Annotated in this window: 23 protein-coding genes; 6 read left to right on the top strand and 17 right to left on the bottom strand. The window is 58.7% G+C overall.

From position 1 onward, the window contains the following. Positions 1-43: 43 nt before the first annotated feature. The 11 genes from AB4N92_RS21015 to sdhC form a co-directional block, all read right to left on the bottom strand. Positions 44-781 (bottom strand): DUF599 domain-containing protein, encoded by a 738-nt coding sequence (locus tag AB4N92_RS21015; protein WP_010211727.1) that lies wholly within the window; start codon positions 779-781, stop codon positions 44-46. Between the two features lie 167 nt (positions 782-948). Continuing rightward, on the bottom strand, positions 949-2,262 hold the full coding sequence (brnQ, locus tag AB4N92_RS21010; protein ID WP_010211728.1) for a branched-chain amino acid transport system II carrier protein: 1,314 nt from the start codon (positions 2,260-2,262) through the stop codon (positions 949-951). Positions 2,263-2,678: 416 nt separating this feature from the next. Then, positions 2,679-3,560: a succinate--CoA ligase subunit alpha gene (gene sucD / locus AB4N92_RS21005; RefSeq protein ID WP_003172813.1), complete on the bottom strand. Its 882-nt coding sequence runs from the start codon at positions 3,558-3,560 to the stop codon at positions 2,679-2,681. Further along, positions 3,560-4,726: an ADP-forming succinate--CoA ligase subunit beta gene (gene sucC / locus AB4N92_RS21000; RefSeq protein ID WP_003233235.1), complete on the bottom strand. Its 1,167-nt coding sequence runs from the start codon at positions 4,724-4,726 to the stop codon at positions 3,560-3,562. Before sucC ends, sucD begins: the two co-directional genes overlap by 1 nt. A gap of 204 nt (positions 4,727-4,930) precedes the next feature. Further along, the gene (gene lpdA, locus AB4N92_RS20995; protein ID WP_010211733.1) at positions 4,931-6,367 is read right to left on the bottom strand and encodes a dihydrolipoyl dehydrogenase; all 1,437 of its coding nucleotides are present in this window, start codon (positions 6,365-6,367) and stop codon (positions 4,931-4,933) included. Positions 6,368-6,467: 100 nt separating this feature from the next. Next, on the bottom strand, positions 6,468-7,694 hold the full coding sequence (gene odhB, locus AB4N92_RS20990) for a 2-oxoglutarate dehydrogenase complex dihydrolipoyllysine-residue succinyltransferase (protein WP_010211736.1): 1,227 nt from the start codon (positions 7,692-7,694) through the stop codon (positions 6,468-6,470). A 44-nt stretch (positions 7,695-7,738) separates the two neighbouring features. Continuing rightward, positions 7,739-10,570, bottom strand: a complete 2,832-nt coding sequence (locus AB4N92_RS20985) for a 2-oxoglutarate dehydrogenase E1 component (RefSeq protein ID WP_236267551.1) — start codon at positions 10,568-10,570, stop codon at positions 7,739-7,741. 262 nt (positions 10,571-10,832) lie between these two features. Next, the gene (locus AB4N92_RS20980) at positions 10,833-11,537 is read right to left on the bottom strand and encodes a succinate dehydrogenase iron-sulfur subunit (RefSeq protein ID WP_003172807.1); all 705 of its coding nucleotides are present in this window, start codon (positions 11,535-11,537) and stop codon (positions 10,833-10,835) included. 11 nt (positions 11,538-11,548) lie between these two features. Then, entirely contained in the window at positions 11,549-13,321 is a 1,773-nt protein-coding gene (gene sdhA / locus AB4N92_RS20975) for a succinate dehydrogenase flavoprotein subunit (protein ID WP_010211741.1), read from the bottom strand. 3 nt (positions 13,322-13,324) lie between these two features. After that, the gene (sdhD, locus tag AB4N92_RS20970; protein ID WP_003172805.1) at positions 13,325-13,693 is read right to left on the bottom strand and encodes a succinate dehydrogenase, hydrophobic membrane anchor protein; all 369 of its coding nucleotides are present in this window, start codon (positions 13,691-13,693) and stop codon (positions 13,325-13,327) included. Further along, positions 13,687-14,061, bottom strand: a complete 375-nt coding sequence (gene sdhC / locus AB4N92_RS20965) for a succinate dehydrogenase, cytochrome b556 subunit (RefSeq protein WP_003172804.1) — start codon at positions 14,059-14,061, stop codon at positions 13,687-13,689. The genes sdhD and sdhC overlap by 7 nt, the downstream gene beginning before the upstream one ends. Before the next feature lie 364 nt (positions 14,062-14,425). On the opposite strand from sdhC, the gene gltA reads away from it, so the two are divergent. After that, on the top strand, positions 14,426-15,715 hold the full coding sequence (gltA, locus tag AB4N92_RS20960; RefSeq protein ID WP_003204440.1) for a citrate synthase: 1,290 nt from the start codon (positions 14,426-14,428) through the stop codon (positions 15,713-15,715). Positions 15,716-16,018: 303 nt separating this feature from the next. Here gltA and AB4N92_RS20955 read toward each other — a convergent pair whose 3' ends face one another. From AB4N92_RS20955 to AB4N92_RS20945, 3 genes are all read right to left on the bottom strand, one after another. Then, positions 16,019-17,677 carry a cation acetate symporter gene (locus tag AB4N92_RS20955; protein WP_010211744.1) on the bottom strand — a complete coding sequence of 553 codons (1,659 nt, stop codon included), beginning with the start codon at positions 17,675-17,677 and terminating at the stop codon, positions 16,019-16,021. Next, positions 17,674-17,985, bottom strand: coding sequence for a DUF485 domain-containing protein (locus tag AB4N92_RS20950; RefSeq protein ID WP_010211745.1), 312 nt, complete (start codon positions 17,983-17,985; stop codon positions 17,674-17,676). Before AB4N92_RS20950 ends, AB4N92_RS20955 begins: the two co-directional genes overlap by 4 nt. Before the next feature lie 254 nt (positions 17,986-18,239). Then, entirely contained in the window at positions 18,240-19,091 is an 852-nt protein-coding gene (locus tag AB4N92_RS20945) for a glycine betaine ABC transporter substrate-binding protein (protein WP_010211747.1), read from the bottom strand. Between the two features lie 332 nt (positions 19,092-19,423). Between AB4N92_RS20945 and AB4N92_RS20940 the strand changes: the two genes are divergently transcribed. Next, positions 19,424-20,977 (top strand): glycoside hydrolase family 17 protein, encoded by a 1,554-nt coding sequence (locus tag AB4N92_RS20940; RefSeq protein ID WP_236267723.1) that lies wholly within the window; start codon positions 19,424-19,426, stop codon positions 20,975-20,977. A gap of 65 nt (positions 20,978-21,042) precedes the next feature. Here AB4N92_RS20940 and AB4N92_RS20935 read toward each other — a convergent pair whose 3' ends face one another. After that, positions 21,043-21,411 carry a hypothetical protein gene (locus AB4N92_RS20935; RefSeq protein ID WP_069673346.1) on the bottom strand — a complete coding sequence of 123 codons (369 nt, stop codon included), beginning with the start codon at positions 21,409-21,411 and terminating at the stop codon, positions 21,043-21,045. A gap of 235 nt (positions 21,412-21,646) precedes the next feature. Between AB4N92_RS20935 and AB4N92_RS20930 the strand changes: the two genes are divergently transcribed. Then, positions 21,647-22,945 carry a serine protein kinase PrkA gene (locus AB4N92_RS20930; protein WP_010211752.1) on the top strand — a complete coding sequence of 433 codons (1,299 nt, stop codon included), beginning with the start codon at positions 21,647-21,649 and terminating at the stop codon, positions 22,943-22,945. Continuing rightward, positions 22,938-23,726, top strand: a complete 789-nt coding sequence (locus AB4N92_RS20925; protein WP_010211753.1) for an MlaA family lipoprotein — start codon at positions 22,938-22,940, stop codon at positions 23,724-23,726. The genes AB4N92_RS20930 and AB4N92_RS20925 overlap by 8 nt, the downstream gene beginning before the upstream one ends. Before the next feature lie 50 nt (positions 23,727-23,776). Here the strand turns inward: AB4N92_RS20925 and AB4N92_RS20920 are convergent, their stop codons facing one another. Continuing rightward, positions 23,777-24,691 carry a DUF808 domain-containing protein gene (locus AB4N92_RS20920; protein ID WP_010211754.1) on the bottom strand — a complete coding sequence of 305 codons (915 nt, stop codon included), beginning with the start codon at positions 24,689-24,691 and terminating at the stop codon, positions 23,777-23,779. A 134-nt stretch (positions 24,692-24,825) separates the two neighbouring features. Between AB4N92_RS20920 and AB4N92_RS20915 the strand changes: the two genes are divergently transcribed. Together AB4N92_RS20915 and AB4N92_RS20910 are read left to right on the top strand one after the other, a co-directional pair. Then, the gene (locus AB4N92_RS20915; protein ID WP_010211756.1) at positions 24,826-25,431 is read left to right on the top strand and encodes a TetR/AcrR family transcriptional regulator; all 606 of its coding nucleotides are present in this window, start codon (positions 24,826-24,828) and stop codon (positions 25,429-25,431) included. 148 nt (positions 25,432-25,579) lie between these two features. Continuing rightward, the gene (locus AB4N92_RS20910) at positions 25,580-26,038 is read left to right on the top strand and encodes an REP-associated tyrosine transposase (RefSeq protein ID WP_010211757.1); all 459 of its coding nucleotides are present in this window, start codon (positions 25,580-25,582) and stop codon (positions 26,036-26,038) included. A gap of 134 nt (positions 26,039-26,172) precedes the next feature. On the opposite strand, the gene AB4N92_RS20905 is transcribed toward AB4N92_RS20910, so the two are convergent. Next, a complete protein-coding gene (locus tag AB4N92_RS20905; RefSeq protein ID WP_460128103.1) occupies positions 26,173-26,613 on the bottom strand; it encodes a GlcG/HbpS family heme-binding protein in 441 nt (146 codons plus the stop codon). Positions 26,614-26,828 lie beyond the last annotated feature (215 nt).

Below are 26,828 nucleotides of genomic sequence, written 5' to 3'. Positions count from 1 at the left end.
TAGCGGGCTTTACTTTGTCTGGGGTTTTTATCTGAAGGTTTAGTTAAGCGGCTTCTTTAACCGCTTCCGGCGGCGGTGTGTCCGTCTGCGTATACACCATCACTTGCAGCACGTCGGAATGAAACTCCCGACGGTACAGCACCAACACCACCCCACTGCTCATCAACATGAACAACCAGGGGCTGACAAACCACGCCAGCATGGTCATGCCGAAGTAGTAAGAGCGCAGGCCGAAGTTGAACTGGTTGGCAGCCATGGAGATCACCCGCGCCGCCCGCAGGGCAAACGCATTGCGCTCCTGCTCCGACACATGCCGCTCACCGATCATCGGCGCCGACCCCACCAGCACCGCCGCGAAATTGTACTGCCGCATGCACCAGCTGAATGTGAAAAACGCATAGACGAACACCAGCGCCAGGCACAGCAGCTTGATCTCCGACATGCCCTGGGAAGCCTGCTGCACCATGGGAATATCCGCCAGCAACGACACCGCGCGCTCGGAAGCGCCGAGCACGGTGAGAATGCCGGCGAGGATAATCAAGGTGCTGGAGGCGAAGAACGAGGCGTTGCGCTCCAGGTTACCGATCACGCTGGCGTCGGCGATGCGGTTGTCGCGCAGCAGCATGCGGCGCATCCAGTCTTCGCGATACAGATGCAACACACTGGCCAGGCAGGCTGTGTCGCGGGCTTTCCAGGCGGCGTAACGGGTATAGCCGCCCCAGCACAGGACGAACCAGAGGGCGGCAAGCAGATGGATCTGATTGGCTTCGACGAACGACATGTGGGTCCTGTTACACAAAAAATGGAGTGGCGGGCGCGGTCCAAATGTGGGAGCAAGCCCGCTCCCCATTTACCGAGCTCCAACTTTAGAAGGTTGTTGTCTCATAAGCATAAAAAATGCCCCGTATCGATTGATACGAGGCATTTCAGTACAGCGGAAAACGTAGCTTAAGCGATCGCTTCGCTGCGCTTGCCCAGCATACGATCAACCGCAAACGCCACAGCCAGCGTCATCACCGACGGCACCAACCACGCCAGGCCCTGCTCGCTCAGCGGCAGGTTGGCCAACTGTGCAGGCATCCAATCCGCCAGGCCAGCGCCCTTGAGCGCATCGATGCAGCCAAAGATGAACGACACCAGCATCACCGGGCCGACAATACGACCCTGCTCTAGCCAGAAGTCTTTGCAGAAGCTCAACGCCACCAGCACGATGCACGGCGGGTAGATCGCGGTCAGTACCGGGATCGAGAAGGCAATCAGCTTGGTCAGACCCAGGTTGGACACGAACAGCGAGAACAGCGCCAGGATCACCACCAGGGTCTTGTAGGACAACGGCAGGATCCGGCTGAAGTACTCGGCGCAGGCACAGGTCAGGCCGACCGCCGTGACCAGGCACGCCAGGGAAATCAGCACAGCCAGGAAGCCGCTGCCCAGGGAGCCAAACGTGTGTTGCACATAGGCGTGCAATACCGCGGCGCCATTGGCAGCACCGGCGGCGACTTCATGGCTGCCCGAGCCAAGGCGGAACAGGCTGATATACACCAGTGCCAGGCCCACACCGGCGATCAGGCCGGCAATGATGGCGTAGCGGGTGATCAGCTTCGGCGACTCGACGCCACGGGAGCGAATGGCATTGACGATCACGATGCCGAATACCAGGGCGCCCAGGGTATCCATGGTCAGGTAACCATTGATGAAACCTTGGGAGAACGGTGCTGCCACATATTCCTGGGTAGCGACGCCTACATCGCCGGCCGGCAAGGCGAATGCGGCGATACCGAGGATGGCCAGCGCGATGATCTTCAGCGGCGCCAGGAAGCGACCTACGGTGTCCAGCAGTCGACCTGGGTAGAGGGAGACAAAAAACACCACCAGGAAATACACCGAGCTGTAGAGGAACAGTGCCAGCGGGCTTTCGCCGGTCAGCGGCGCCAGGCCCACCTCGAAGGATACGGTCGCAGTACGCGGGGTGGCGAACAGCGGCCCTACCGCCAGATACGCCGCCGCCGCCAGCAGGCCGCCGGCGATCTTGCCGATCGGGCTGCTCAGCGCGTCCATACCGCCACCCACCTTGGCCAGGGCGATCACGGTGACCACCGGCAAACCCACTGCGGTGACCAAAAAGCCCAGCGCTGCCATCCAGACATGAGGCCCGGACTGCAAACCAACGATAGGCGGGAAGATGATGTTGCCGGCGCCCACGAACAGGGCAAAAGTCATAAAGCCCAACGCCAGGACATCCTGGCTTTTCAACACTTTCATTTGAGGAAATACCACACTACTGAATCGGAATTTAGAGAGGGATTCCCTATGGATGAGGGAAATACTGTCGGCCCTTATGGGAGCCGACCGGTCTAGCGCGGGGCTTCCTTTTGGGATGCGCACGCATAAAGAGGCGGCTAGCCTAACGAATTTGCGGGTCAAACGCACTGTTGGGGGGCGAACTGTCCGATAAGCGACATTTTTATGTCGCGTTTTCATATCTAAATTTTGAAATGCGACCGGATGTGGGAGCGGGCTTGCTCGCGAAAGCGGTGTATCAGCCACTCGCAAGCTGACTGACACGCCACTTTCGTGAGCAAGCCCGCTCCCCCACCTAGATCTTCACCAACTTCAGAATGCACAAAGGCCACCCGAAGGTGGCCTTTGTGTGGTGAAGCGTCAGTTAAGCGCGAGGCTTACTTGACAGCCCAACCGGTCAGCTCGGCCAGGGCCTTGCCGATGTCTGCCAGCGAACGCACGGTTTTAACGCCTGCGTCTTGCAGCGCAGCGAATTTCTCGTCTGCAGTGCCTTTGCCGCCAGAGATGATTGCGCCAGCATGGCCCATGCGCTTGCCCGCAGGGGCAGTCACACCAGCGATGTAGGAAACAACCGGCTTGGTCACGTGTGCCTTGATGTAGGCAGCCGCTTCTTCTTCAGCCGAACCGCCGATCTCACCGATCATCACGATCGCTTCGGTCTTCGGGTCTTCCTGGAACAGCTTCAGGATGTCGATGAAGTTCGAGCCTGGGATCGGGTCACCACCGATGCCGACGCAAGTCGACTGGCCGAAACCGGCGTCAGTCGTTTGCTTGACAGCTTCGTAGGTCAGGGTGCCGGAACGGGAAACGATACCGACTTTACCTGGCAAGTGAATGTGACCTGGCATGATGCCGATCTTGCATTCGCCTGGAGTGATCACGCCTGGGCAGTTAGGGCCGATCAGGACTACGCCCAGCTCGTCGCACTTAACTTTAGCGTCCAGCATGTCCAGGGTAGGAATGCCTTCGGTGATGCAAACGATCAGCTTGATGCCGCCGAATGCTGCTTCCAGGATCGAGTCCTTGCAGAAAGGAGCTGGAACGTAGATCACGCTGGCGGTGGCGCCAGTGGCAGCTACAGCGTCTTTCACAGTGTTGAACACTGGCAGGCCCAGGTGCTCGGTGCCGCCTTTACCAGGCGTTACACCACCGACCATCTTGGTGCCGTATTCGATGGCTTGCTGGGTGTGGAAACTACCTTGCGAACCGGTAATACCCTGGCAGATAACTTTGGTGTCTTTATTGATCAGGACGCTCATTATTTGCCCTCCGCAGCTTTGACAACTTGTTGAGCAGCGTCGGTCAGGCTGGTAGCCGCGATGATGTTCAAACCGCTTTCTGCCAGTACTTTAGCGCCCAGTTCAGCGTTGTTGCCTTCAAGGCGAACAACAACCGGGATTTTAACGCCGACTTCTTTCACTGCACCGATGATGCCTTCGGCAATCATGTCGCAACGAACGATGCCGCCGAAGATGTTGACCAGTACTGCGGCGACGTTGGAGTCGGACAGGATGATCTTGAAGGCTTCGGTTACGCGTTCCTTGGTAGCACCACCGCCCACGTCGAGGAAGTTGGCTGGTTTGCCGCCATGCAGGTTGACGATGTCCATGGTACCCATGGCCAGGCCAGCACCGTTGACCATGCAACCGATGTTGCCTTCCAGTGCTACGTAGTTCAGTTCGAACTTGGCGGCGTGCGCTTCGCGCGGATCGTCTTGCGACGGATCGTGGAAAGTCTTCAGCTTAGGCTGACGGTACATGGCGTTGGCGTCGATGTTGATCTTGGCGTCGAGGCAGTGCAGATCGCCGTCAGCCTTGATCACCAGCGGGTTCACTTCCAGCAGGGCCAGATCGTGATCCTGGAACAGTTTGGCCAGACCTACGAAGATCTTGGCGAACTGGGCAACTTGCTTGCCTTCCAGACCCAACTGGAAAGCCAGCTCGCGACCCTGGAATGGCTGAGCGCCCACCAGTGGATCGATAGTGGCTTTCAGAATTTTTTCTGGGGTTTCGTGAGCGATTTTCTCGATGTCCACGCCACCTTCGGTGGAAGCCATGAACACGATGCGACGGCTCGAACGGTCAACGACAGCGCCCAGGTACAGCTCTTTAGCGATATCAGTGCACGATTCAACCAGGATCTTGGTGACTGGCTGGCCATTGGCATCAGTCTGGTAAGTCACCAGACGCTTGCCCAGCCACTGCTGTGCGAAGGCTTTGGCGTCTTCTTTGCTGCGAACCAGCTTAACGCCGCCCGCTTTACCGCGACCACCAGCGTGGACCTGGGCTTTGACAACCCACTCGGTGCCGCCGATTTTGTCGCAAGCTTCTGCTGCTGCTTCCGGGGTGTCTACTGCGTAGCCCTTGGAAACTGGCAGGCCGTATTCAGCGAACAGCTGCTTACCCTGATACTCGTGAAGATTCATGCTTTTTACCGTCTTCGTTAGGTACTGCGCATTCGGCGCTGCGCTCATTATGAGTGCCGCGCCACCTGTGACTGCTGCTTGCGCAACTTGCGGGGCTCAAGGCCCGTAAAGCTGCGCAAGACTGCGTCCAGCGGATATTCCGCGGTGAGTCTTGCGCGCAAGGCTCACGACGGGCAACTCCGCCGTGGTTTCTTATTATCTCGCTTAGCGCTTCTTCTTGTTGGCGATGTGGATGGCGCCGCCATTCACTGCCAACGCGGCTTCGTGCAGCGCTTCGGACAACGTCGGATGGGAGAAGACCATCATGCCGATGTCCTCGGCACTGGTGCCGAATTCCATACCGATCGCGCCCTGCTGAACCAGTTCTGCTGCGCCTGGGCCAATCACGTGGACGCCCAATACGCGGTCAGTCTTGGCATCAGCAATGACTTTGACAAAACCACCGGTGTCGTTGGCTGCCATGGCACGGCCAGAAGCGGCAAACGGGAAGGTGCCGACGTTAACTTCAACGCCTTCAGCTTTCAACTGCTGTTCGTTCTTGCCGACCCATGCAATTTCCGGGTGGGTGTAGATAACCGATGGGATCAGGTCGTAGTTCATCTGGGTTTTGTGGCCCTTGATGCGCTCGACAACCATGATGCCTTCTTCGGAAGCCTTGTGCGCCAGCATCATGCCACGCACCACGTCGCCGATGGCGTAGACGCCCGGCACGGTGGTCGCGCAGTGATCGTCAACGTGCACGTAACCGCGCTCGTCGAGGGTCACGCCGCTGTCGGCTGCCAGCAGGTCGGTGGTCACTGGACGGCGACCAACGGCTACGATCAGCTTGTCGAAAGTGATGGTCTTTTCGCCATCCTTGTCGGTGTAGTTGACGACAACTTCTTCACCGTTGACTTTCGAACCGGTCACACGAGCGCCCAGCTTGATGTCCAGACCTTGTTTGGTCAGGGTTTTCAGGGCTTCTTTCGATACAGCGGTGTCGGCAGCCAGCAGGAACGTGTCCAGGGCTTCCAGCACGGTGACTTCGGAACCCAGGCGGGACCACACCGAACCCAGTTCCAGGCCGATCACGCCAGCGCCGATCACGCCCAGGCGCTTAGGCACGGCTTGGAATTCCAGGGCACCGGTCGAATCAACGATCACGTTCTGGTCAACTGGAGCAGGCGGAATGTCGATTGGACGGGAGCCTGGAGCCAGGATCACGTTCTCGGCTTCGATGATCTCGGTCGAACCGTCTGGCTTGGTGATTTCAACTTTCTTGCCGGCCAGCAGCTTGCCGTGGCCTTGCAGGGAAGTCACACCGTTGGCCTTGAACAAGGTGGCAACGCCGGAAGTCAGGCCTTTGACGATGTTGGCTTTACGGCCGACCATTGCAGGTACGTCCATAGTCACGCCGGCATGGTGGATGCCGTGGATCGCGAAGCCGTCTTGGGCTTCGTGGAATTTCCAGGAGCTGTCCAGCAGCGCCTTGGAAGGAATGCAACCAACGTTCAGGCAAGTACCGCCCAATGCCAGTTTGCCTTCCTTGTCGGTGTATTTTTCAATGCAAGCAGTCGAGAGGCCCAATTGTGCGGCCTTGATAGCGGCAACGTAGCCGCCAGGACCTGCACCAATCACTACGACGTCAAATTTCTGTGTCATGAAAATAGATCCTCTATTTGCGACAAGCTTTTAGCCGCAAGCGGCAAGCCAAGCTGCTTTTTTCTTACAGCTTGTAGCTCGCAACTTGCAGCTGCTTCAATCAGATATCCAGCAACAGACGAGCCGGGTCTTCCAGCAGGTTCTTGATGGTCACCAGGAAAGTCACGGCTTCTTTACCATCGATCAGGCGGTGATCGTACGACAGCGCCAGGTACATCATTGGGCGGATCACGACTTGGCCGTTGATGGCCATCGGACGCTGGATGATGTTGTGCATGCCCAGGATCGCGGCTTGCGGTGGGTTGACGATCGGGGTCGACATCATCGAACCGAAGGTACCACCGTTGGTGATGGTGAAGGTACCGCCGGTCATCTCGTCGATGGTCAGCTTGCCGTCACGGGCTTTCTTGCCGAAGGTGGCGATGCCGCCTTCGATTTCGGCCAGGCTCATCAGCTCGGCGTTACGCAGTACTGGAACCACCAGGCCACGGTCGCTGGACACGGCAACGCCGATGTCTGCGTAGCCATGGTAAACGATGTCGTTGCCGTCGATGGAAGCGTTCACTGCCGGGAAGCGTTTCAGCGCTTCGGTGGCGGCTTTCACGAAGAAGGACATGAAGCCCAGGCGCACGCCGTTGTGGGACTTCTCGAACAGATCCTTGTACTTCGAACGCAGGGCCATGACTTCGGTCATGTCGACTTCGTTGAAGGTGGTCAGCATCGCCATGTTCGACTGTGCTTCAACCAGACGCTTGGCCACGGTGGCACGTACGCGGGTCATCGGTACACGCTTCTCGGTGCGGTCGCCAGCGGCGAACACTGGAGCAGCGGCAGCCGGGGCAGCAGCCTTGGCAGGTGCGGCAGCTGGAGCGTTTTTCTTGGCTTCAACAGCGGCAACCACGTCTTCCTTGGTCACACGGCCGTCTTTGCCGGTGCCCTTGATGGAAGCCAGGTTGATGCCATTCTCTTCAGCCAGCTGACGGGCAGCCGGTGCAGCGATTGGATCTTCACCACCAGCAGCCGGAGCAGCGGCTGGAGCCGAAGCAGCAGCTGGTGCAGCGGCAGCGGCAGGAGCGGCAGCAGCAGCGCTGCCCTCTTCGATCGAGCCCAGTACCTGGTTCGACAGCACGGTAGCGCCTTCTTCGGCAACGATTGCGCCCAGCACGCCGTCAGCTTCGGCCAACACTTCCAGCACGACTTTGTCGGTCTCGATGTCGACGATCAGGTCGTCACGCTTTACAGCGTCGCCTGGTTTCTTGTGCCAGGTGGCAACGGTGCCATCGGCAACCGATTCCGGGAATGACGGGGCTTTGATTTCGATAGCCATTATCTGTGGGTCCTTAAAATTCGGTTTCAGTCAGCGCGAAGGCGTTAAACAGTGAAAGCATCTTGCAGCAGTTTTTCCTGCTGCTCGGCGTGCATCGACGCATAACCACACGCAGGTGCAGCGGAAGCATCACGGCCGGCATATTCAAGGCCCAGGGCCTTGTTGTGGTTGCCGATGCTGCGACGCAGGTGATGCTGGCTGCTGTACCACGCGCCCTGGTTCATCGGTTCTTCCTGGCACCACACCACATTAGTGAGGTTGGTGTAAGGCGCGATGGCCTCCATCAGGTCGTCTTCCGGGAACGGGTAAAGCTGCTCGATACGCACGATGGCGATGTCTTCGCGGCCTTCGGCACGGCGTTTTTCCAGCAGGTCGTAGTAGACCTTGCCGCTGCACAGGACCAGGCGCGTCACTTTTGCCGCGTCCAGCGCGTCGATTTCCGGGATCACGGTCTGGAACGAACCATCCGCCAGATCTTCCAGGGTCGAGATGGCCAATTTATGACGCAGCAGCGACTTCGGCGTCAGCACTACCAGCGGCTTGCGCAGTGGGCGGATCACCTGGCGACGCAGCAAGTGGTAGATCTGGGCCGGCGTAGTCGGCACGCACACCTGGATGTTGTGCTCGGCGCACAGCTGCAGGTAACGCTCCAGACGGGCCGAGGAGTGCTCAGGACCCTGACCTTCATAACCGTGTGGCAGCAGCATGGTCAGACCGCACAGGCGACCCCACTTGTGCTCGCCGCTGGTGATGAACTGGTCGATAACCACTTGGGCACCGTTGGCGAAGTCGCCGAACTGAGCTTCCCAGATCACCAGCGCGTTTGGCGTGGTGGTCGAGTAACCGTATTCGAACGCCAGAATCGCTTCTTCGGACAGGAACGAGTCGTACAAGTCGAAACGTGGCTGGCCTTCATACAGGTTCTGCAACGGGATATAGGTGCCCGCGTCTTTCTGGTTGTGCAATACCGCGTGACGGTGCGAGAACGTACCACGGCCGATGTCCTGGCCGGTCATGCGGATCGGGTGACCTTCGAACGCCAGGGTCGCGTACGCCATGGTTTCGGCGTAACCCCAGTTGATCGGCAGGCCGCCGGCTTGCATCTTCTGGCGGTCTTCGTAGATCTTCGCCACTTGGCGCTGGACCACGAAACCTTCAGGAATTTCCAGCAGTTTGGCGGACAATTCCTGCAAGGTCTTCAGATCGAACGACGTATCGTGACGCGCAGTCCAGGCGTGGCCCAGGTATGGACGCCAATCAACGAACAGCTCTTTGTTCGGCTCTTTAACCAGGCTTTTTACTACATGCAGACCGTTGTCCAGCGCGTTGCGGTATTCATCGACTTTGGCCTGAACACGTGCATCGTCAACCACACCGGCCTTGGTCAGGCTTTCGGCGTACAGCTCACGGGTGGTGCGCTGCTTGGTGATCTGCTGGTACATCAACGGCTGGGTGCCGCTTGGTTCGTCGGCTTCGTTGTGACCGCGACGGCGGTAGCAAACCAGATCGATCACTACGTCACGCTTGAACTGCATGCGATAGTCGATAGCAAGCTGGGTCACGAACAGCACGGCTTCCGGATCATCACCATTCACATGGAGAATCGGCGCCTGGATCATCTTGGCAACGTCGGTGGCGTACTCGGTAGAGCGCGCGTCCAGCGGGTTGCTGATGGTGAAGCCAACCTGGTTGTTGATGACGATGTGAACGGTACCGCCGGTCTTGAAGCCGCGGGTCTGCGACATCTGGAAAGTTTCCAGGACCACGCCTTGACCGGCGAATGCCGCGTCACCGTGGATGGAAATCGGCAGGACCTTTTCACCGGTGGTGTCGTTACGACGATCCTGGCGGGCACGGACCGAACCCTCGACCACTGGAGAAACGATTTCCAGGTGGGATGGGTTGAAGGCCATGGCCAGGTGAACTTCACCGCCGGTGGTCATCACGTTGGACGAGAAGCCCTGGTGGTATTTAACGTCACCGGAACCCAACTCGACTTTCTTCTTGCCTTCGAACTCGTCGAACAGCTCACGCGGGTTCTTGCCGAAGGTGTTGACCAACACGTTCAGGCGACCACGGTGAGCCATGCCGATCACGATTTCCTTGGTGCCGTAGGAACCGGAACGCTGGATCAGCTCGTCGAGCATCGGGATCAGGCTTTCGCCGCCTTCCAGACCGAAACGCTTGGTGCCCGGGTATTTGGTGCCCAGGTATTTTTCCAGGCCTTCGGCAGCGGTGACGCGCTCGAGCAGGTGGCTGCGTACGTCGGCAGACAGCACCGGACGACCACGCACACCTTCCAGGCGATGCTGGAACCAGTGGCGTTGCTCGGAATCGGTGATGTGCGTGAACTCAGCGCCAATGGTGCGGCAATATGTCTGCTGCAACGCTTCGTGAATTTCGCGTAGGCTCGCTTCCTCTTTGCCGATGAACAGGTCGCCGGCACGGAAGGTCGTATCAAGATCGGCATTGGTCAAGCCGTAATGATTGATCGACAGGTCAGCAGGTGCAGGACGCTTCCAGAGCCCCAGCGGGTCAAGCTGGGCCGCCTGGTGGCCACGCATCCGGTAGGCCTGGATCAGTCGCAATACTTCAACTTGCTTCTTCTCATGCTCACTGCTCACGCTGCCGGCAGAAACCGGTTGGGCGCGGCGCTGGTTCTTTGCCAGCAGCACGAACTGATCGCGAATTGTTGCGTGCGATACATCGGTGGCAGCGTTGCCGTCTGAAGACAACGTCTGAAATTTGGTGCGCCATTCTTCTGGCACAGCGTTAGGGTCGTGCAGGTAGAGCTCATAAAGCTCTTCCACATAGGCAGCGTTACCACCTGAAAGATAGCCGCTGTTCCACATGCGCTGCATCACGCTTTCTTGCATGCTTGGTCACCCTCGATTTGGGGACACCACCGGCGAAAACACCGAGTTTGCTTGCAAAAGGCCAAGTGCAGCGACCAAAACAAGCCACTTAGGATCACGCTGATAGTTCGGGTACCAACCCGAATGCCCCTGCTTGTCTCATTTCTTCAAAATAAGAGCCGCGGCTTTGTAAGTCGCTGCTCAAGTTAAAACTACGGCGCCGGTTGAAGCCTGCGCCGTAGCATTTACGGGCACAACGGTCCTGCCTTTACTACAACGTCGGTTACACGCCGCTCTGCAGCAGCATGTTACGGATGTGACCAATGGCCTTAGTCGGGTTCAGGCCTTTGGGACATACGTTGACGCAGTTCATGATCCCGCGGCAGCGGAATACGCTGAACGGGTCATCCAGCGAAGCCAGACGCTCGGACGTCTTGGTATCACGGCTGTCTGCCAGGAAGCGGTAGGCTTGCAGCAGGGCAGCTGGACCCAGGAACTTGTCCGGGTTCCACCAGAAGGACGGGCACGAAGTCGAGCAGCAAGCGCACAGGATGCACTCGTACAGACCGTCGAGCTTCTCGCGCTCTTCCGGGGACTGCAGACGCTCGATGGCCGGAGCCGGCGTGTCGTTCTGCAGGAACGGCTTAACTTTCTCGTATTGCTTGTAGAAGATGCTCATATCGACGACCAGGTCACGGATAACCGGCAAACCTGGCAGTGGACGAACGATCAGCTTGTTGCCTTTGACCACGGCGGACAGCGGCGTGATGCACGCCAAGCCGTTTTTGCCGTTGATGTTCATGCCGTCGGAACCGCACACACCTTCACGGCAAGAGCGACGATAGGAGAAACCTTCGTCCTGCTCTTTGATCAGTGCCAGTACATCCAGCACCATCAAGTCTTTACCACCGGTATCGACCTGGAATTCCTGCATGAACGGCGCAGCGTCCTGATCAGGGTTGTAGCGGTAAACACTGACTTTCAACATGGCAGCCACCCTTAGTAAGTCCGAATCTTCGGTTCAAACGTCGGAACCGTCTTCGGCGAGAAATTCACGGCACGCTTGGTCACGCGCTTGTCACCCGGGAAGTACAGGGTGTGGCACAACCAGTTTTCGTCGTCGCGATCTTCAAAGTCTTCACGGGCGTGAGCACCACGGGACTCCTTGCGAACCTCGGCAGCGATTGCGGTCGCTTCGGCCACTTCCAGCAGGTTTTGCAGCTCAAGGGCTTCGATACGAGCAGTGTTGAACGCCTGGCTCTTATCGTTGATCTTGACGTTGGCGATGCGCTTGCGCAGATCGGCCAGCTGGGCAATACCCTTCTGCATGTATTCGCCGGTACGGAATACACCGAAGTAGTTCTGCATGCAGCTTTGCAGCTCGCGACGCAGGGTAGCCACGTCTTCGCCATCGGTGCGCTCGTTCAGAGCGTTCAGGCGAGCCAGTGCAGCCTCGATGTTGGCATCGGTCGCGTCATCGTATTCGATGCCGTCGGTCAGCGCCTTTTCCAGGTGCAGGCCGGCAGCGCGGCCGAATACCACCAGGTCGAGCAGCGAGTTGCCGCCCAGACGGTTGGCACCGTGCACCGATACGCAAGCCACTTCGCCTACAGCGAACAGACCGTGGATGATCTCGTCCTCGCCTTCGGCGTTCTGGGTGATCGCCTGGCCGTGGATGTTGGTCGGCACGCCGCCCATCATATAGTGGCAGGTTGGAACAACCGGAACCGGAGCAACCACCGGGTCAACGTGAGCAAAAGTCTTGGACAGCTCACAGATACCTGGCAGACGGCTGTGCAGCACTTCTTCGCCCAGGTGATCGAGCTTCAGCAGCACGTGGTCGCCATTCGGGCCACAGCCATTACCGGCGATGATCTCTTTAACCATCGAACGGGCAACAACGTCACGACCAGCAAGGTCTTTCGCGTTCGGAGCGTAACGCTCCATGAAACGCTCGCCGTGCTTGTTGATCAGGTAGCCACCTTCACCACGGCAACCTTCGGTCACCAGTACACCAGCGCCGGCGATGCCGGTCGGGTGGAACTGCCACATTTCGATGTCTTGTACCGGTACGCCGGCACGCAGTGCCATGCCGACGCCGTCACCGGTGTTGATCAGGGCATTGGTGGTCGACGCGTAGATACGGCCTGCACCGCCAGTCGCCAGCACGGTAGCCTTGGCACGGATGTAGGTGGTTTCACCGGTTTCGATGCAGATGGCGATCACACCGACGAACTCGCCTTGCGCGTTCTTCACCAGATCGACCGCGTAGTACTCGTTCAGGAACGTGGTACCGGCTTTTAGGTTGCCCTGATAAAGGGTGTGCAGCAGCGCGTGACCGGTACGGTCGGAAGCGGCGCAAGTACGGGCAGCCTGCCCGCCTTTACCGTAATCCTTCGACTGACCGCCGAATGGACGCTGGTAGATACGGCCTTGCTCGGTGCGGGAGAACGGCAGACCCATGTGGTCCAGCTCGAACACCGCGGCCGGGCCTTCCTGACACATATATTCGATAGCGTCCTGGTCACCGATGTAGTCGGAACCCTTGACGGTATCGTACATGTGCCAGCGCCAGTCATCGTTCGGGTCGGCGGAGGCGATGGCGCAGGTGATGCCACCCTGGGCCGATACGGTGTGGGAACGGGTCGGGAACACCTTGGTGATCACGGCAGTCTTGTGACCGCCCTGGGCCAGCTGCAGCGCAGCGCGCATGCCAGCACCGCCGCCACCAATGATGATGGCGTCGAATGAAATAGTTGGAATGTTAGCCATGAATCAGATACCCCAAAGAATCTGCACACCCCAGACGAAGTAAGCGAACATCGCGACGCCGCAGACTGCCTGGAAGAGGAAACGTACTGCGGTCGCGGACTTGCCCAGCGCCATCGGCGTCAGGTAGTCGGTCGCGATGGTCCACATGCCGACCCAGGCGTGTGCGCCCAGGGCAACAAGGGCCAGCAGACTGAAGATTCGCATTGCATTGTGGGAGAACAGGCCATGCCATTGCTCATAGCCGATGCCCGGATTTGCAACGAGGTATCCGATCAGGAAAATGAAATAAGCCGCGAGAACGACCGCAGACACACGCTGTGCCATCCAGTCATAGAGGCCCGAACGCGACAGATTCGTAACGCTGGTTACCATATCCAAACTCCTGCCAGAACGATCAGCACCACGGAAATGGCGATGATGATTTTCGAGCCCAGGCGGCCGCCTTCCAGCGTCTCACCGATGCCCATATCCATGATCAAGTGGCGCACACCGGCTACCAGGTGATAGAGCAGAGCGGACAGGAGGCCCCATGCTACGAACTTGGCCAGCGGGCTGGTCAAGCATGCCTTCACCTCGGCGTATCCTTCCTCGGAACCCAGGGATTTGCTCAATGCATAAAGCATGATGCCCAAGCCCAGGAACAGGATGATGCCGGAAACACGGTGCAGGAACGACGTAACGCCGGTGATGGGGAGTTTGATGGTCCTTAGGTCTAGGTTTACAGGTCGTTGGCTATTCACGGCTTTTTTTCACACTGAAGAGCCCCTAACAATCAGGGCAAAGTTGTTGGGGAGTGCACTGGTCAGGTAAGCACCACCCAGGGAGTGCGACCCCCAATGAAAGCAAGCCCAAAAGCCCTTGGCGGTCGGTGGCCGAGTATAGACAGTTAGGTTACTAATGACAACGCGCACTCCTCACCCTAATAGCGGATTGCGCTGGGGGAATAAAAGGCGTAAACGGCAGTCAATTTCGAGGAAAAAGTACGGTTAAAGCCTTCTGCTGCAAGACTTTAGGCAAATTGACATCTGGATTTATATCAATATAGTGGTGCGGGCCCTGCGTGGGGGGTCTGTCTGATGATTTGAAGCATAAATAGGAGGCCACATGGCTGACAAAAAAGCGCAGTTGATCATCGAGGGCGCAGCCCCCGTCGAGCTGCCCATTTTAACCGGCACCGTTGGTCCCGATGTTATCGACGTACGGGGCCTGACGGCCACGGGCCGTTTCACATTCGACCCAGGCTTCATGTCGACCGCCTCTTGCGAGTCGAAGATCACCTACATCGATGGTGATAATGGCATTTTGCTGCATCGCGGCTACCCGATCGAGCAACTGGCCGAGAAATCGGACTATCTGGAAACCTGCTACCTGCTGCTAAATGGCGAATTGCCAACAGCCGAGCAGAAAGCCCAGTTTGTCAGCACCGTGAAGAACCACACCATGGTTCACGAGCAGTTGAAGACTTTCTTCAACGGCTTCCGTCGCGACGCCCACCCGATGGCCGTCATGTGTGGCGTGGTCGGCGCCCTGTCGGCCTTCTATCACGACTCCCTCGACATCAATAACCCGCAGCATCGCGAAATCTCCGCGATCCGCCTGGTTGCCAAGATGCCGACCCTGGCCGCAATGGTTTACAAGTACTCCATGGGCCAACCCATGATGTACCCGCGCAACGACCTGACGTACGCGGAAAACTTCCTGCACATGATGTTCAACACGCCGTGCGAGATCAAACCGATCAGCCCGGTGCTGGCCAAGGCCATGGACCGGATCTTCATCCTCCATGCCGACCACGAACAGAACGCCTCCACCTCTACCGTCCGCCTGGCAGGCTCTTCGGGTGCCAACCCGTTCGCCTGTATCGCCGCCGGTATCGCCGCACTGTGGGGCCCTGCACACGGCGGTGCGAACGAAGCCGTATTGACCATGCTCGATGAAATCGGCGATGTCTCGAACATCGACAAGTTCATCGCCAAGGCCAAGGACAAGAACGATCCGTTCAAGTTGATGGGCTTCGGTCACCGGGTCTACAAGAACCGCGACCCGCGCGCCACCGTGATGAAGCAGACCTGCGACGAAGTGTTGAAGGAACTGGGCATCAAGAACGATCCGCAACTCGAACTGGCCATGCGCCTGGAAGAGATCGCCCTGACCGACCCGTACTTCATCGAACGCTCGCTGTACCCGAACGTCGACTTCTACTCGGGGATCATCCTCAAGGCGATCGGCATTCCAACCAGCATGTTCACCGTGATCTTCGCCCTGGCGCGGACCGTGGGCTGGATCTCCCACTGGAAAGAAATGCTCTCCAGCCCGTACAAGATTGGCCGCCCACGCCAGCTGTACACCGGCTACGAGTCGCGTGACATCACCCAGTTGGAAGATCGCAAGTAAGCATTCAACCGCTTAGTTGCACTGAATAAGGCCTCCTCTGGAGGCCTTATTTGTTTCTGCCAGCACCGACCTCCGCAGGCGTTGGCTTGCCAGCGATGAGGCCCACAAGCATAGCTCCAGGTTCAAGGAGGGCTATCGTCGGCAAGCCGGCCACTAGAATGGATCGTGGTTGACCCAGCCAAGGTGAAGGCACTTTTATTGATACAGGATTTGAGAAACAGTTTTGTGGAATCCGTTACCAATAAAAGCAAAAAAATGCCCCGATCTCACGACCGGGGCATTTTTTTGTAGCGGTTACAGCGGTTAGTGGCTAACAGCCCCACTCGACCCCAGGCCAGTCTGCGAACGCACAAACTGCGGGAAGTACAGCGCACGTTCTTTCTCTGCCGCCGACGACTTGTCGGTGATGGAGAAGAACCAGATGCCGACGAACGCAATGATCATCGAGAACAGCGCCGGGTACTCATAAGGGAAGATGGCTTTTTCATGGTGCAGGATCGACACCCAGATGGTCGGGCCCAGCACCATCAGGCCAACGGCACTGACCAGCCCCAGCCAACCACCAATCATCGCACCACGGGTGGTGAGGTTTTTCCAGTACATGGAAAGCAGCAACACCGGGAAGTTACAACTGGCAGCAATGGAGAACGCCAGGCCGACCATGAACGCAATGTTCTGGCTTTCGAACAGGATACCCAGGCCGATAGCCAAGACGCCCAAGGCAATCGTGGTGATCTTCGAGACGCGAATCTCGTCCTTGTCGTTGGCCTTGCCTTTCTTGATCACGCTGGCGTACAGGTCATGGGACACCGCCGAAGCACCGGCCAGGGTCAGACCGGCAACCACCGCGAGGATGGTGGCGAAGGCCACGGCCGAGATGAAGCCCAGGAAGATACTGCCACCCACCGCGTTGGCCAGGTGCACCGCCGCCATGTTGTTGCCGCCCATCAAGGCGCCTGCTGCATCCTTGAACGCCGGATTGGTGCTGACCAGCAGGATCGCGCCAAAGCCGATGATGAAGGTCAGGATGTAGAAGTAACCGATGAAACCTGTGGCGTAGAACACGCTCTTGCGCGCTTCTTTAGCGTCGCTGACGGTGAAGAAGCGCATCAGGATGTGTGGCAAGCCAGCCGTACCGAACATCAACGCAAGCCCGAGGGAGAACGCTGAAATCGGGTCTTTCACCAAGCCGCCGGGGCTCATGATCGCCTCACCTTTAGGGTGAACCTTGATCGCCTCGGAGAACAGGGCATTGAAGTCGAAGTTGACATGCTTCATCACCATCAGCGCCATGAACGAGGCCCCCGACAGCAACAGCACGGCCTTGATGATTTGTACCCAAGTGGTCGCCAGCATGCCGCCGAACAGCACATAGAGCACCATCAGGATACCCACCAGGATCACCGCTACATGGTAGTCCAGGCCGAACAGCAGTTGAATCAGCTTGCCCGCACCAACCATCTGCGCGATCAGGTAGAACGCCACCACCACCAGCGAACCACAAGCCGACAGGCTGCGGATCTGGGTCTGGCCCAAGCGATAGGACGCCACGTCGGCAAAGGTGTACTTGCCCAGGTTACGCAGGCGCTCGGCGATCAGGAACAGAATGATCGGCCAGCCCACCAGGAAGCCGATCGAATAGATCAGGCCGTCATAACCGGAGGTGTAGACCAGCGCGGAAATCCCCAGGAAGGACGCCGCCGACATGTAGTCACCGGCAATCGCCAGGCCGTTCTGGAAACCGGTGATCTTGCCGCCGGCCGCGTAGTAGTCGGCTGCCGACTTGTTGCGCTTGGAGGCCCAATAGGTGATGCACAGGGTGGCGCCGACAAACACGACGAACATCACGATGGCCGAAACGTTCAGGGGTTGCTTGTGCACTTCACCGGTCAATGCGTCCGCCGCCCAAACGGCTGGAGCAAAGATCGAAGCACCCAATATTGCCAGTAGACGCCGGATCATTGCGCAGCCTCCTTGAGAATCGCATTGTTCAGGTCGTCAAACTCGCCATTGGCCCGACGCACATAGATGCCGGTCAGGACGAAAGCGGACACAATCAGCCCGACGCCCAGGGGAATGCCCCAGGTGATCGACGAACCGGGGCTGATCTTGGCCCCCAGTAATTGTGGCCCGTAGGCGATCAACAGGATGAAAGCGGAGTAAAGCCCTAGCATGATCGCCGAGAGAATCCAGGCGAACCTTTCCCTTTTTCTCACCAGCTCCTTGAAACGCGGGCTGTTTTGAATCGAGAGGTAAATGCTGTCGTTCATTGTTTTTATCCTCGCAGCACAGCTTTTTTATTATTGGAACGTATCCACTGTATGCGGCTGCGGAACAGGTTCCAGACGACCTTAGTATTAGAGGGAGTGTAGCGAGGGTTTGCGCGAGCACAGGAAGATTTGCGAGGCGTGAAATTAATGTGGGAGGGGGCTTGCCCCCGATGGCGGAGCGTCAGTCAAAAACACTCTGACTGGACCATCGCCATCGGGGGCAAGCCCCCTCCCACAGGGTTGTAACTGGGGTTTTACTTACCGACCCATTCGGCGACACGCTCAGGGTGCTTGGCAACCCAGTCCTTGGCCGCCGCATCAGGCTTGGCGCCTTCTTGAATCGCCAGCATCACTTCGCCGATTTCGTCCTTGGAGGCCCACTGGAATTTCTTCAGGAAGGCCGCGACTTCCGGCGCTTTCTTCTCCAGGCCTTTGCTGCCGATGCTGTTGACGGTTTCAGCAGCGCCATAAATTCCTTTTGGATCGTCCAGGAAACGCAGTTTCCACTTGGCGAACATCCAGTGTGGCACCCAACCGGTGACCGCAATGGACTCCTGTTTGTCTTCGGCACGGGTCAGCTCGGCGATCATTGCCGCGCCCGAACTGGCTTGCAGTTTGTAATCGAGGCCGTACTGCTTGATGGCTTCGTCGGTCTTGAGCATCACGCCCGAACCGGCGTCGATACCGACGATCTTGTTCTTGAAGGTGGTGTCGGTCTTGAGGTCTTCGATGGACTTGGCCTTGACGTACTCCGGCACGATCAGGCCGATCTTCGCGTCTTTGAAGTTGGGGCCGTAGTCGACCACCTTGTCCTTGTTCTTGGCCCAGTACTCGCCGTGGGTGACGGGCAGCCAGGCGGAGAGCATGGCGTCGAGCTTACCGGTGGCCACGCCCTGCCACATGATCCCGGTGGCGACGGCTTGCAGTTTCACGTCATAACCGAGCTTGGACTTGATCACTTCTGCCGCCACGTGGGTGGTGGCCACGCTGTCGGACCAGCCATCCACATAGCCGATGCTCAGGGTCTTGCTGTCGGCGCTGGCCAGTGTGGAGCTCATCGCAACTACCAGAGTGGCAGCTGCGCCCAAGAGTCGTCGCATCTTCATAGTACTTCCCCGAAAGTGCTGCGCCCGGCGAATGCCGAGCGACGTCAACCTGTTGTTATGTGGTGCACCGCGCCCCCTTCACGCGCATCGATCACGGTAGTGCGCCGTCAGCGGAGTACTGACACCTCGATCATCAACCTGCCCGGGTGTTCGACCTGCTCTGTCAACGACATCCTGCAAGCAAGGAACGACATCACATCGCCAGTAGGATGTTTTGTAGGACCCTGCGTCAAAATCCCGCCTGAACTTTGCATGTCAAAATTATGCATCCCCACTGAGAAGGGGAAAATCCGGGTAAGATGCGCGCCTTTGCTCCTCCAGATAAGCCGACCATGCCTGCGACTGCCCGCTTCCCTGCCCTGCCCTATTGCTTCGCCTTGATCCTCGGCCTGCTGGCCCTCTTTGCTTATTGGTATGGCCTCGGCCGGCCCGTCGTGCTGCCCGATGTCGCCAGCGCCACGCACAAGATGCAGTGCGCGTCCTATACCCCGTTCGATAAGGATCAATCGCCGTTCGACCAGCCGTTCGCCCTGCGCCCCGAACGCATGGACGCCGACCTTGCCCTGCTTGCCACCCGCTTCGAGTGCATTCGCACCTATTCCATGACCGGCCTGGAAGCCTTGCCGGACATGGCGCGCAAGCATGGACTGAAGGTGATGGCCGGGGCCTGGGTGAGCAGCGACCCGGTAGCGACCGCAAAGGAAATCGACGAACTGATCGCCTCGGCCAACGCCCACCCGGATGTGGTCACCGCCGTGATCGTCGGCAACGAAGCGCTGCTGCGCAAGGAAGTCACCGCCGCACAGCTGGTGAAGCTGATCAAGACCGTCAAAAGCCAGATCAAGCAGCCGGTGACCTACGCGGATGTGTGGGAGTTCTGGCTGCAACACCCGGAAATCGCCCCGGCGGTGGATTTCCTCACTATCCACCTGTTGCCGTACTGGGAAGATGATCCATCGGGCATCGATCAGGCCCTCAAGCACGTGGGCGATGTGCGCCAGACCTTCGGCAACAAGTTTGCACCCAAGGACATCTTGATCGGTGAAACCGGCTGGCCAAGCGAAGGCCGCCAGCGCGAGACCGCCGTACCGAGCCGGGTCAATGAGGCCAAGTTCATGCGCGGTTTTGTAGCCATGGCTGAGGCGAATGGCTGGCACTACAACCTGATTGAAGCCTTTGACCAACCCTGGAAACGTGCGAGCGAAGGCGCCGTGGGCGGTTACTGGGGCCTGTTCGATGCGGATCGCCAGGACAAGGGCATCCTCGCCGGGGCGGTGACCAACGTGCCGTACTGGCCGCTATGGCTGGGCGTCGGCGGGATTATCCTGTTGGGCACTCTGGTGCTGGGGGGGCGTATACGCAGCCCGCGTGCCGCTATTGCCCTGCCGCTGTTGGGTGCGGTGGCGGCTTGCTCCATCGGCACCTGGGCCGAGCTGACCCGCGTGACGGCGCGCTTTAATGATGAATGGGTGTGGGCGGGGTTGCTGCTGGTGTTGAACCTGCTGGTGCTGGCTCACGCGGCATTGGCGTTGAGCGCACGGGAAGGTTGGCGTGAGCGGGCATTCGACTGGCTGGAGCAGCGCGCAGGCTGGCTGGTGGCGATTGCCGGGTTCGCGGGTGCGGTGATGATGCTGACGTTGGTGTTTGATCCGCGCTATCGCAGCTTCCCAAGCGCGGCGCTGCTGCTGCCAGCCTTGGTGTACCTGGTGCGACCGGTGACGGGACCGCGTCGGGAGATTGCGCTGCTGGCCTTTATCATCGGCGCTGGCGTTGCGCCACAACTGTACCGTGAAGGCTTGCTGAACCAGCAGGCGTGGGGCTGGGCCATGGTCAGCCTGCTCATGGTTGCAGCCTTGTGGCGTTGCCTGCGGGTGCGCGAGGCTTAAGACCGCTTTCGCGAGCAAGTCGAAGCGTCGAACCGCCGCTTCGACTTGCCTGCGAAGAGGTTCTATCAAGCAGCCCGAGGCTTCCTGACCAACCGCAACCCCGCAATCACCACCGCAAACACCGCAAACGTGGTGTTGTACAACGCCAGCGCCGGCAGGCCGAACACCATCCCCAGCACCGCCAACCCCCACCCCGCCCGCCCCGGCACGAAAAACGCCAGCAGCGACGTGATCAACGCCGCCCAGCCCAACACCTTGAAGTGAATCATCAACCCCAGGTTTGAACGCAGCTGGCATTCCCAGCGGCTGGCCTCATCCGCGCAGATCCCCACCCACTGGCCATCTTCCATAAAGCCGTAGCGTGCGCCATAACTGGCGGCCAGCCACAGCGGCAGGGCAATAAGCAGCAGTATCAACGGAAAACGATGGGACATTGGGGCACTCCAATAGGCAAAAACGGCGCTCAGCTTAATGCGCCAGAGGCCGTTGGCAAGGCGCATACACACAATTAATTTTTACCTATACGTGTCAACGTGTATCGTCTGGCTACTATTACCCCGATTCCGCCTTTTTTCCGACATTTCGTGCCGCGTGATGGCACTTCGGCGAGTGGACGGCGGTCATAGCCTGCGAACTTCATTAAGTACGTTTCCTCCTAGGGATTAAGTCATGCTCCGTTCCTTGCGCTGCGCTGCCTTGCTGGGCAGCCTTTTTTTGAGTGCGTCAGCACTGGCCGTCGATATCGACCAGGCCACCTATGGCTTCCCTTTGACGAATCCGTTCGAAGCGACCATCGCCACTACCCCGCCTGACCTTCGGCCGAAATTGCCGAGCGATGACGAGATCAACCAGTCCGACTACACCCTGAACATGCGCCCCGAGCGCGAGTTCAGCCTGCCGGACAACTTCTGGGCGGTGAAGAAACTCACCTACCGCATCGCCAAACAGGATCGCGCCGCGCCGTTGATCTTCCTGATCGCGGGCACCGGTGCGCGGTTTGACAGCAGCATCAACGAATACCTTAAAAAGCTGTATTACCAAGCCGGCTACCACGTGGTGCAACTGTCGTCGCCCACCAGCTTCGACTTCATCAGCGCCGCCTCGCGCTTCGCCACCCCGGGTATCACCCAGGAAGACGCCGAAGACATGTACCGCGTGATGCAAGCCGTGCGCGCGCAGAACGCTTCGCTGCCGGTGACCGACTTCTACCTCACCGGCTACAGCCTCGGCGCGCTGGATGCGGCGTTCGTCAGCAAGCTCGACGAGACCCGTCGCAGCTTCAACTTCAAGAAAGTCTTGCTGCTCAACCCGCCGGTCAACCTCTACACCTCGATCACCAACCTCGACAAGCTGGTGCAGACCGAGGTGAAAGGCATCAACAACACCACCACCTTCTATGAATTGGTGCTGAGCAAGCTGACCCGCTACTTCCAGCAAAAGGGCTACATCGACCTGAACGATGCCCTGCTCTACGACTTCCAGCAATCCAAGCAGCACCTGACCAACGAACAAATGGCCATGCTGATCGGTACTTCGTTCCGCTTCTCGGCGGCCGACATCGCCTTCACTTCGGACCTGATCAACCGCCGCGGCCTGATCATCCCGCCGAAGTACCCGATCACCGAAGGCACCAGCCTGACGCCGTTCCTCAAGCGTGCGCTGCAGTGCGACTTCGATTGCTACCTCACCGAACAAGTGATTCCGATGTGGCGCGCCCGCTCCGACGGCGGCAGCCTGTTGCAACTGGTTGACCAAGTCAGCCTGTACGCCCTCAAGGACTACCTGCACACCAACCCGAAGATCGCCGTGATGCACAACGCCGACGACGTGATTCTTGGCCCAGGCGACCTCGGCTTCCTGCGTAAAACCTTCGGCGATCGCTTGACCGTCTACCCGCTGGGCGGCCATTGCGGCAACCTCAATTACCGCGTCAACGCCGACGCCATGCTGGAGTTCTTCCGTGGCTAAATATCTTCTGCTGCTTGCCGCCTTGATGTGCGCAGGCGTGGCCAATGCCGACAACAGCAAGGCCCATGAGCCGGTCAATGTCGACGCCGATGGGTTCAAGGAACCGCTGACCAAACTCAAGTTCAACCCGGGCCTGGATCAGCGTGAGTTCGAGCGTTCGTCGCTCACTGCACTCAACGTGTATGACCCGCTGGAGTCGTGGAACCGTCGCGTGTACCACTTCAACTACCGCTTCGACCAATGGGTGTTCCTGCCGGTGGTCAACGGCTACACCTACGTGACGCCCAGCTTCCTGCGCACCGGCGTGAGCAACTTCTTCAACAACCTGGGCGATGTGCCCAACCTGTTGAACAGCCTGCTGCAGCTCAAAGGCCATCGCTCCCTGGAAACCACCGGCCGCCTGCTGGTCAACACCACCATCGGCATCGCCGGCCTGTGGGACCCGGCTACCGCCATGGGCCTGCCACGCCAGAGCGAAGACTTTGGCCAGACCCTGGGGTTCTACGGCGTGCCAGGCGGTGCGTACCTGGTGCTACCGATCTTTGGCCCGTCGAACCTGCGCGATACCGGCGGCCTGATCGTCGACTACGGCGCGGAAACCCAGATCAACTTCCTCAACGTGTCGGAAGTCAGTTCCAACCACCCGGAAATCTGGGCGTTGCGTGCGGTAGACAAGCGTTACCAGACCAGCTTTCGGTATGGCCAGATGAACTCGCCGTTCGAGTATGAGAAGGTGCGGTACATCTATACGGAATCACGCAAGTTGCAGATTGCCGAGTAAACGCCCACAAAAAAGGCCATTCGATTGAATGGCCTTTTTTTATTGCGCGATCAAGCCTTCGCGGTGTTCCAGAGCTTGCCCACCCCGCTGACCACCGCCAGCACCACCGCGCCGGCGATGATCCCCGCCACGCCATTGAGCAACGTCGGCACCAACCACGCCACCCCGCCAGCACTCTGGCTGACCGTCTCGATCCAGTGATGCACCACCGGCAAGCCGTGGGTAAGGATCCCGCCACCCACCAGGAACATCGCCGCCGTACCGATCACCGACAGGCTCTTCATCATGTAAGGCGCCGCGCGCAGGATAGCGCCACCGATACTGCGCGCCGCCTGGCCAGGCTTCTGGGTGAGCCACAGGCCCAGGTCATCCAGCTTGACGATACCGGCCACCAGCCCGTAGACGCCCACGGTCATGACGATGGCGATACCGGACAGTACGATCACCTGCTGCGTCAATGGCGCATCGGCCACGGTGCCGAGGGTAATGGCGATGATCTCGGCCGAAAGGATGAAATCAGTGCGAATGGCGCCTTTGATCTTGTCCTTTTCAAAGGCCACCAGGTCGATGGCCGGATCGGCCACAGCCTTGACCAATTGCGCATGTTCGGCGTGGTCTTCGACCTTGCTGTGTAGGAACTTGTGCGCGAGTTTCTCGAAACCTTCGAAACACAGGTAGGCCCCGCCAAGCATCAGCAGCGGCGTCACCGCCCACGGCGCAAACGCACTGATCAACAAGGCGGTGGGCACCAGGATCAACTTGTTGACGAAGGAACCCTTGGCCACCGCCCACACCACGGGAATTTCCCGCTCGGCGCGCACCCCGGAGACCTGTTGGGCATTGAGCGCCAAGTCATCACCCAGCACGCCGGCGGTCTTTTTCGCCGCCATTTTCGTCATCAGGGCAACGTCATCGAGTACTGCGGCGATATCGTCGATCAACACCAACAAACTGCTTCCTGCCATGAATCGGGCTTCCATTAGAGAGGGATGGACCGAGCATAGCGCGGCGCAACGCTTTATGGGCACATTGTTGAGGCGCGCGGATGGCCGGTGCTACCATGCGCAACCGCCTGTACTGGCAAGGAAACCTCTGGTTCATGAGCACCATTCGCGAGCGCAACAAAGAAAAAATCCTGCGGGCGGCCAGCGAGGAGTTTGCCGACAAGGGCTTCGCCGCGACCAAAACCAGCGACATCGCCGCCAAGGCCGGGCTGCCCAAGCCCAACGTCTATTACTACTTCAAGTCCAAGGACAACCTCTACCGCGAGGTGCTCGAAAGCATTATCGAGCCGATCCTGGCTGCTTCCACGCCGTTCAACCCGGACGGCGAGCCCTCGGTGGTCCTGAGCAACTACATCCGTTCCAAGATCCGCATCTCCCGCGACCTGCCCTTCGCCTCCAAAGTGTTCGCCAGTGAAATCATGCACGGCGCGCCGCACCTCAGTGCGGACCAGGTCGAGCAGCTCAACGCCCAGGCCAAGCACAATATCGCGTGCATCCAAAGCTGGGTGGATCGTGGCCTGATTGCGCCGATTGACCCCAATCACTTGATGTTCAGCATCTGGGCGGCGACGCAGACCTATGCGGATTTTGATTGGCAGATCTCGGCGGTAACCGGGAAGGCCAAGCTGGATGAGGCGGATTATGAGGCGGCGGCGCAAACGATTATCAGACTGGTGCTCAAGGGGTGTGAGCCGGACTGACATAAATAGCAAGAACACTGCCACCCCCCTGTGGGAGCGGGCTTGCTCGCGAAAGCGCCCTCCCAGACACATCCTGCCAAAAGCCTGCCGATCGGCATTAACTAGCTGATCTAGCCTCTCAGAACTCCATCTGAAGAGAGGCTAAGGAATGCCTGATCCAGCCAAATCACACCGCCTGCGCATCGGGCGGTTTAGCGAACCCAGCCGTATCTATCTGATTACCACCAACACTCACGAACGTGCGCCGATATTCAGTGATTTTCATCTAGGCCGTTTGGTCGTCTGGCAATTCAGGCTTGCCCAGTCTCAAGGACTGGCAAACTCGCTGGCGTGGGTGGTGATGCCAGATCATTTCCACTGGCTGGTCGAGCTACAAAAAGGCTCGCTGGGGGATCTGATGTGCCAAGTGAAATCCAAGAGCACTCGAAGCGTGAACGGTGCTACTGGTCGCAAAGGTAGGCTTTGGCAAACCAGCTTTCATGATCGCGCGCTGCGCAAGGAAGATGATCTGGTCAAAATGGCCAGGTATGTGGTGGCCAATCCCCTGCGGGCGGGACTGGTGGAGCGGATTGGCGACTATCCGTTGTGGGACGCGATTTGGTTGTAGAGTCGATACCGAGTTGCCCTCTTCGCGAGCAAGCCCGCTCCCACATTTGACCGTATTCACCCATATAAATGTGTGAACCCAATTGAGTGTGGGAGCGGGCTTGCTCGCGAAGGGGACCTATCAGTCACCTCAAATCAGGGCGACACCCCCGCATCCGCCATCAACCCCACCCCCTCGATCGCCGTAATCGCGCACTGCTCATCAATATCCGACGTATCCCCGCTGATTCCAATCGCCCCCAGCACCACGCCCTCCTGACTCCGAATCAACACCCCGCCCGGCGCGGGCACCACGCTGCCCTGCCCCAGGCTATTCAACGCCGCGATAAACGCCGGGCGCTGCTGCGCGTCCAGCGCCAGCAGGCGTGAGCCCTTGCCCAGGGCGATCGCGCCCCAGGCCTTGCCGATGGCGATCTGCGGGCGCAGCAGGCTGGCGCCGTCTTCGCGTTGCAGGGTGACCAGATGGCCGCCGCTGTCGAGCACAGCGATGGTCAGCGGTGCGGCTGAGATGGTGCGCCCGGCGCTGAGGGCCTGGCTGGCCAGTTGGGTGGCGAGTTTCAAGGTTAAAGCGCTCATGGTGCCGTCCTTCTTTTGTTATTGGGAAAGCGGTGGAGGTCTGAATGATCAGATGCTCGATCAAACAAATAGAACACAATGACTTTTAATTTTGTATACAATATTTTCGCACAAAGGCTCCATACGTCGAAAAAAGCTGTTCCGACGAACGTAAAGACCCGTGCATAAAATGCATTGACCTGCGCCGCTCGCCGTGAATACACTTTGACCAGACA

It is taken from the genome of Pseudomonas sp. S3_A09 (assembly GCF_054668065.1).
The sequence above is the reverse complement of the archived record's forward strand: the minus strand, read 5'-3'. Positions and strand labels throughout refer to the sequence as shown.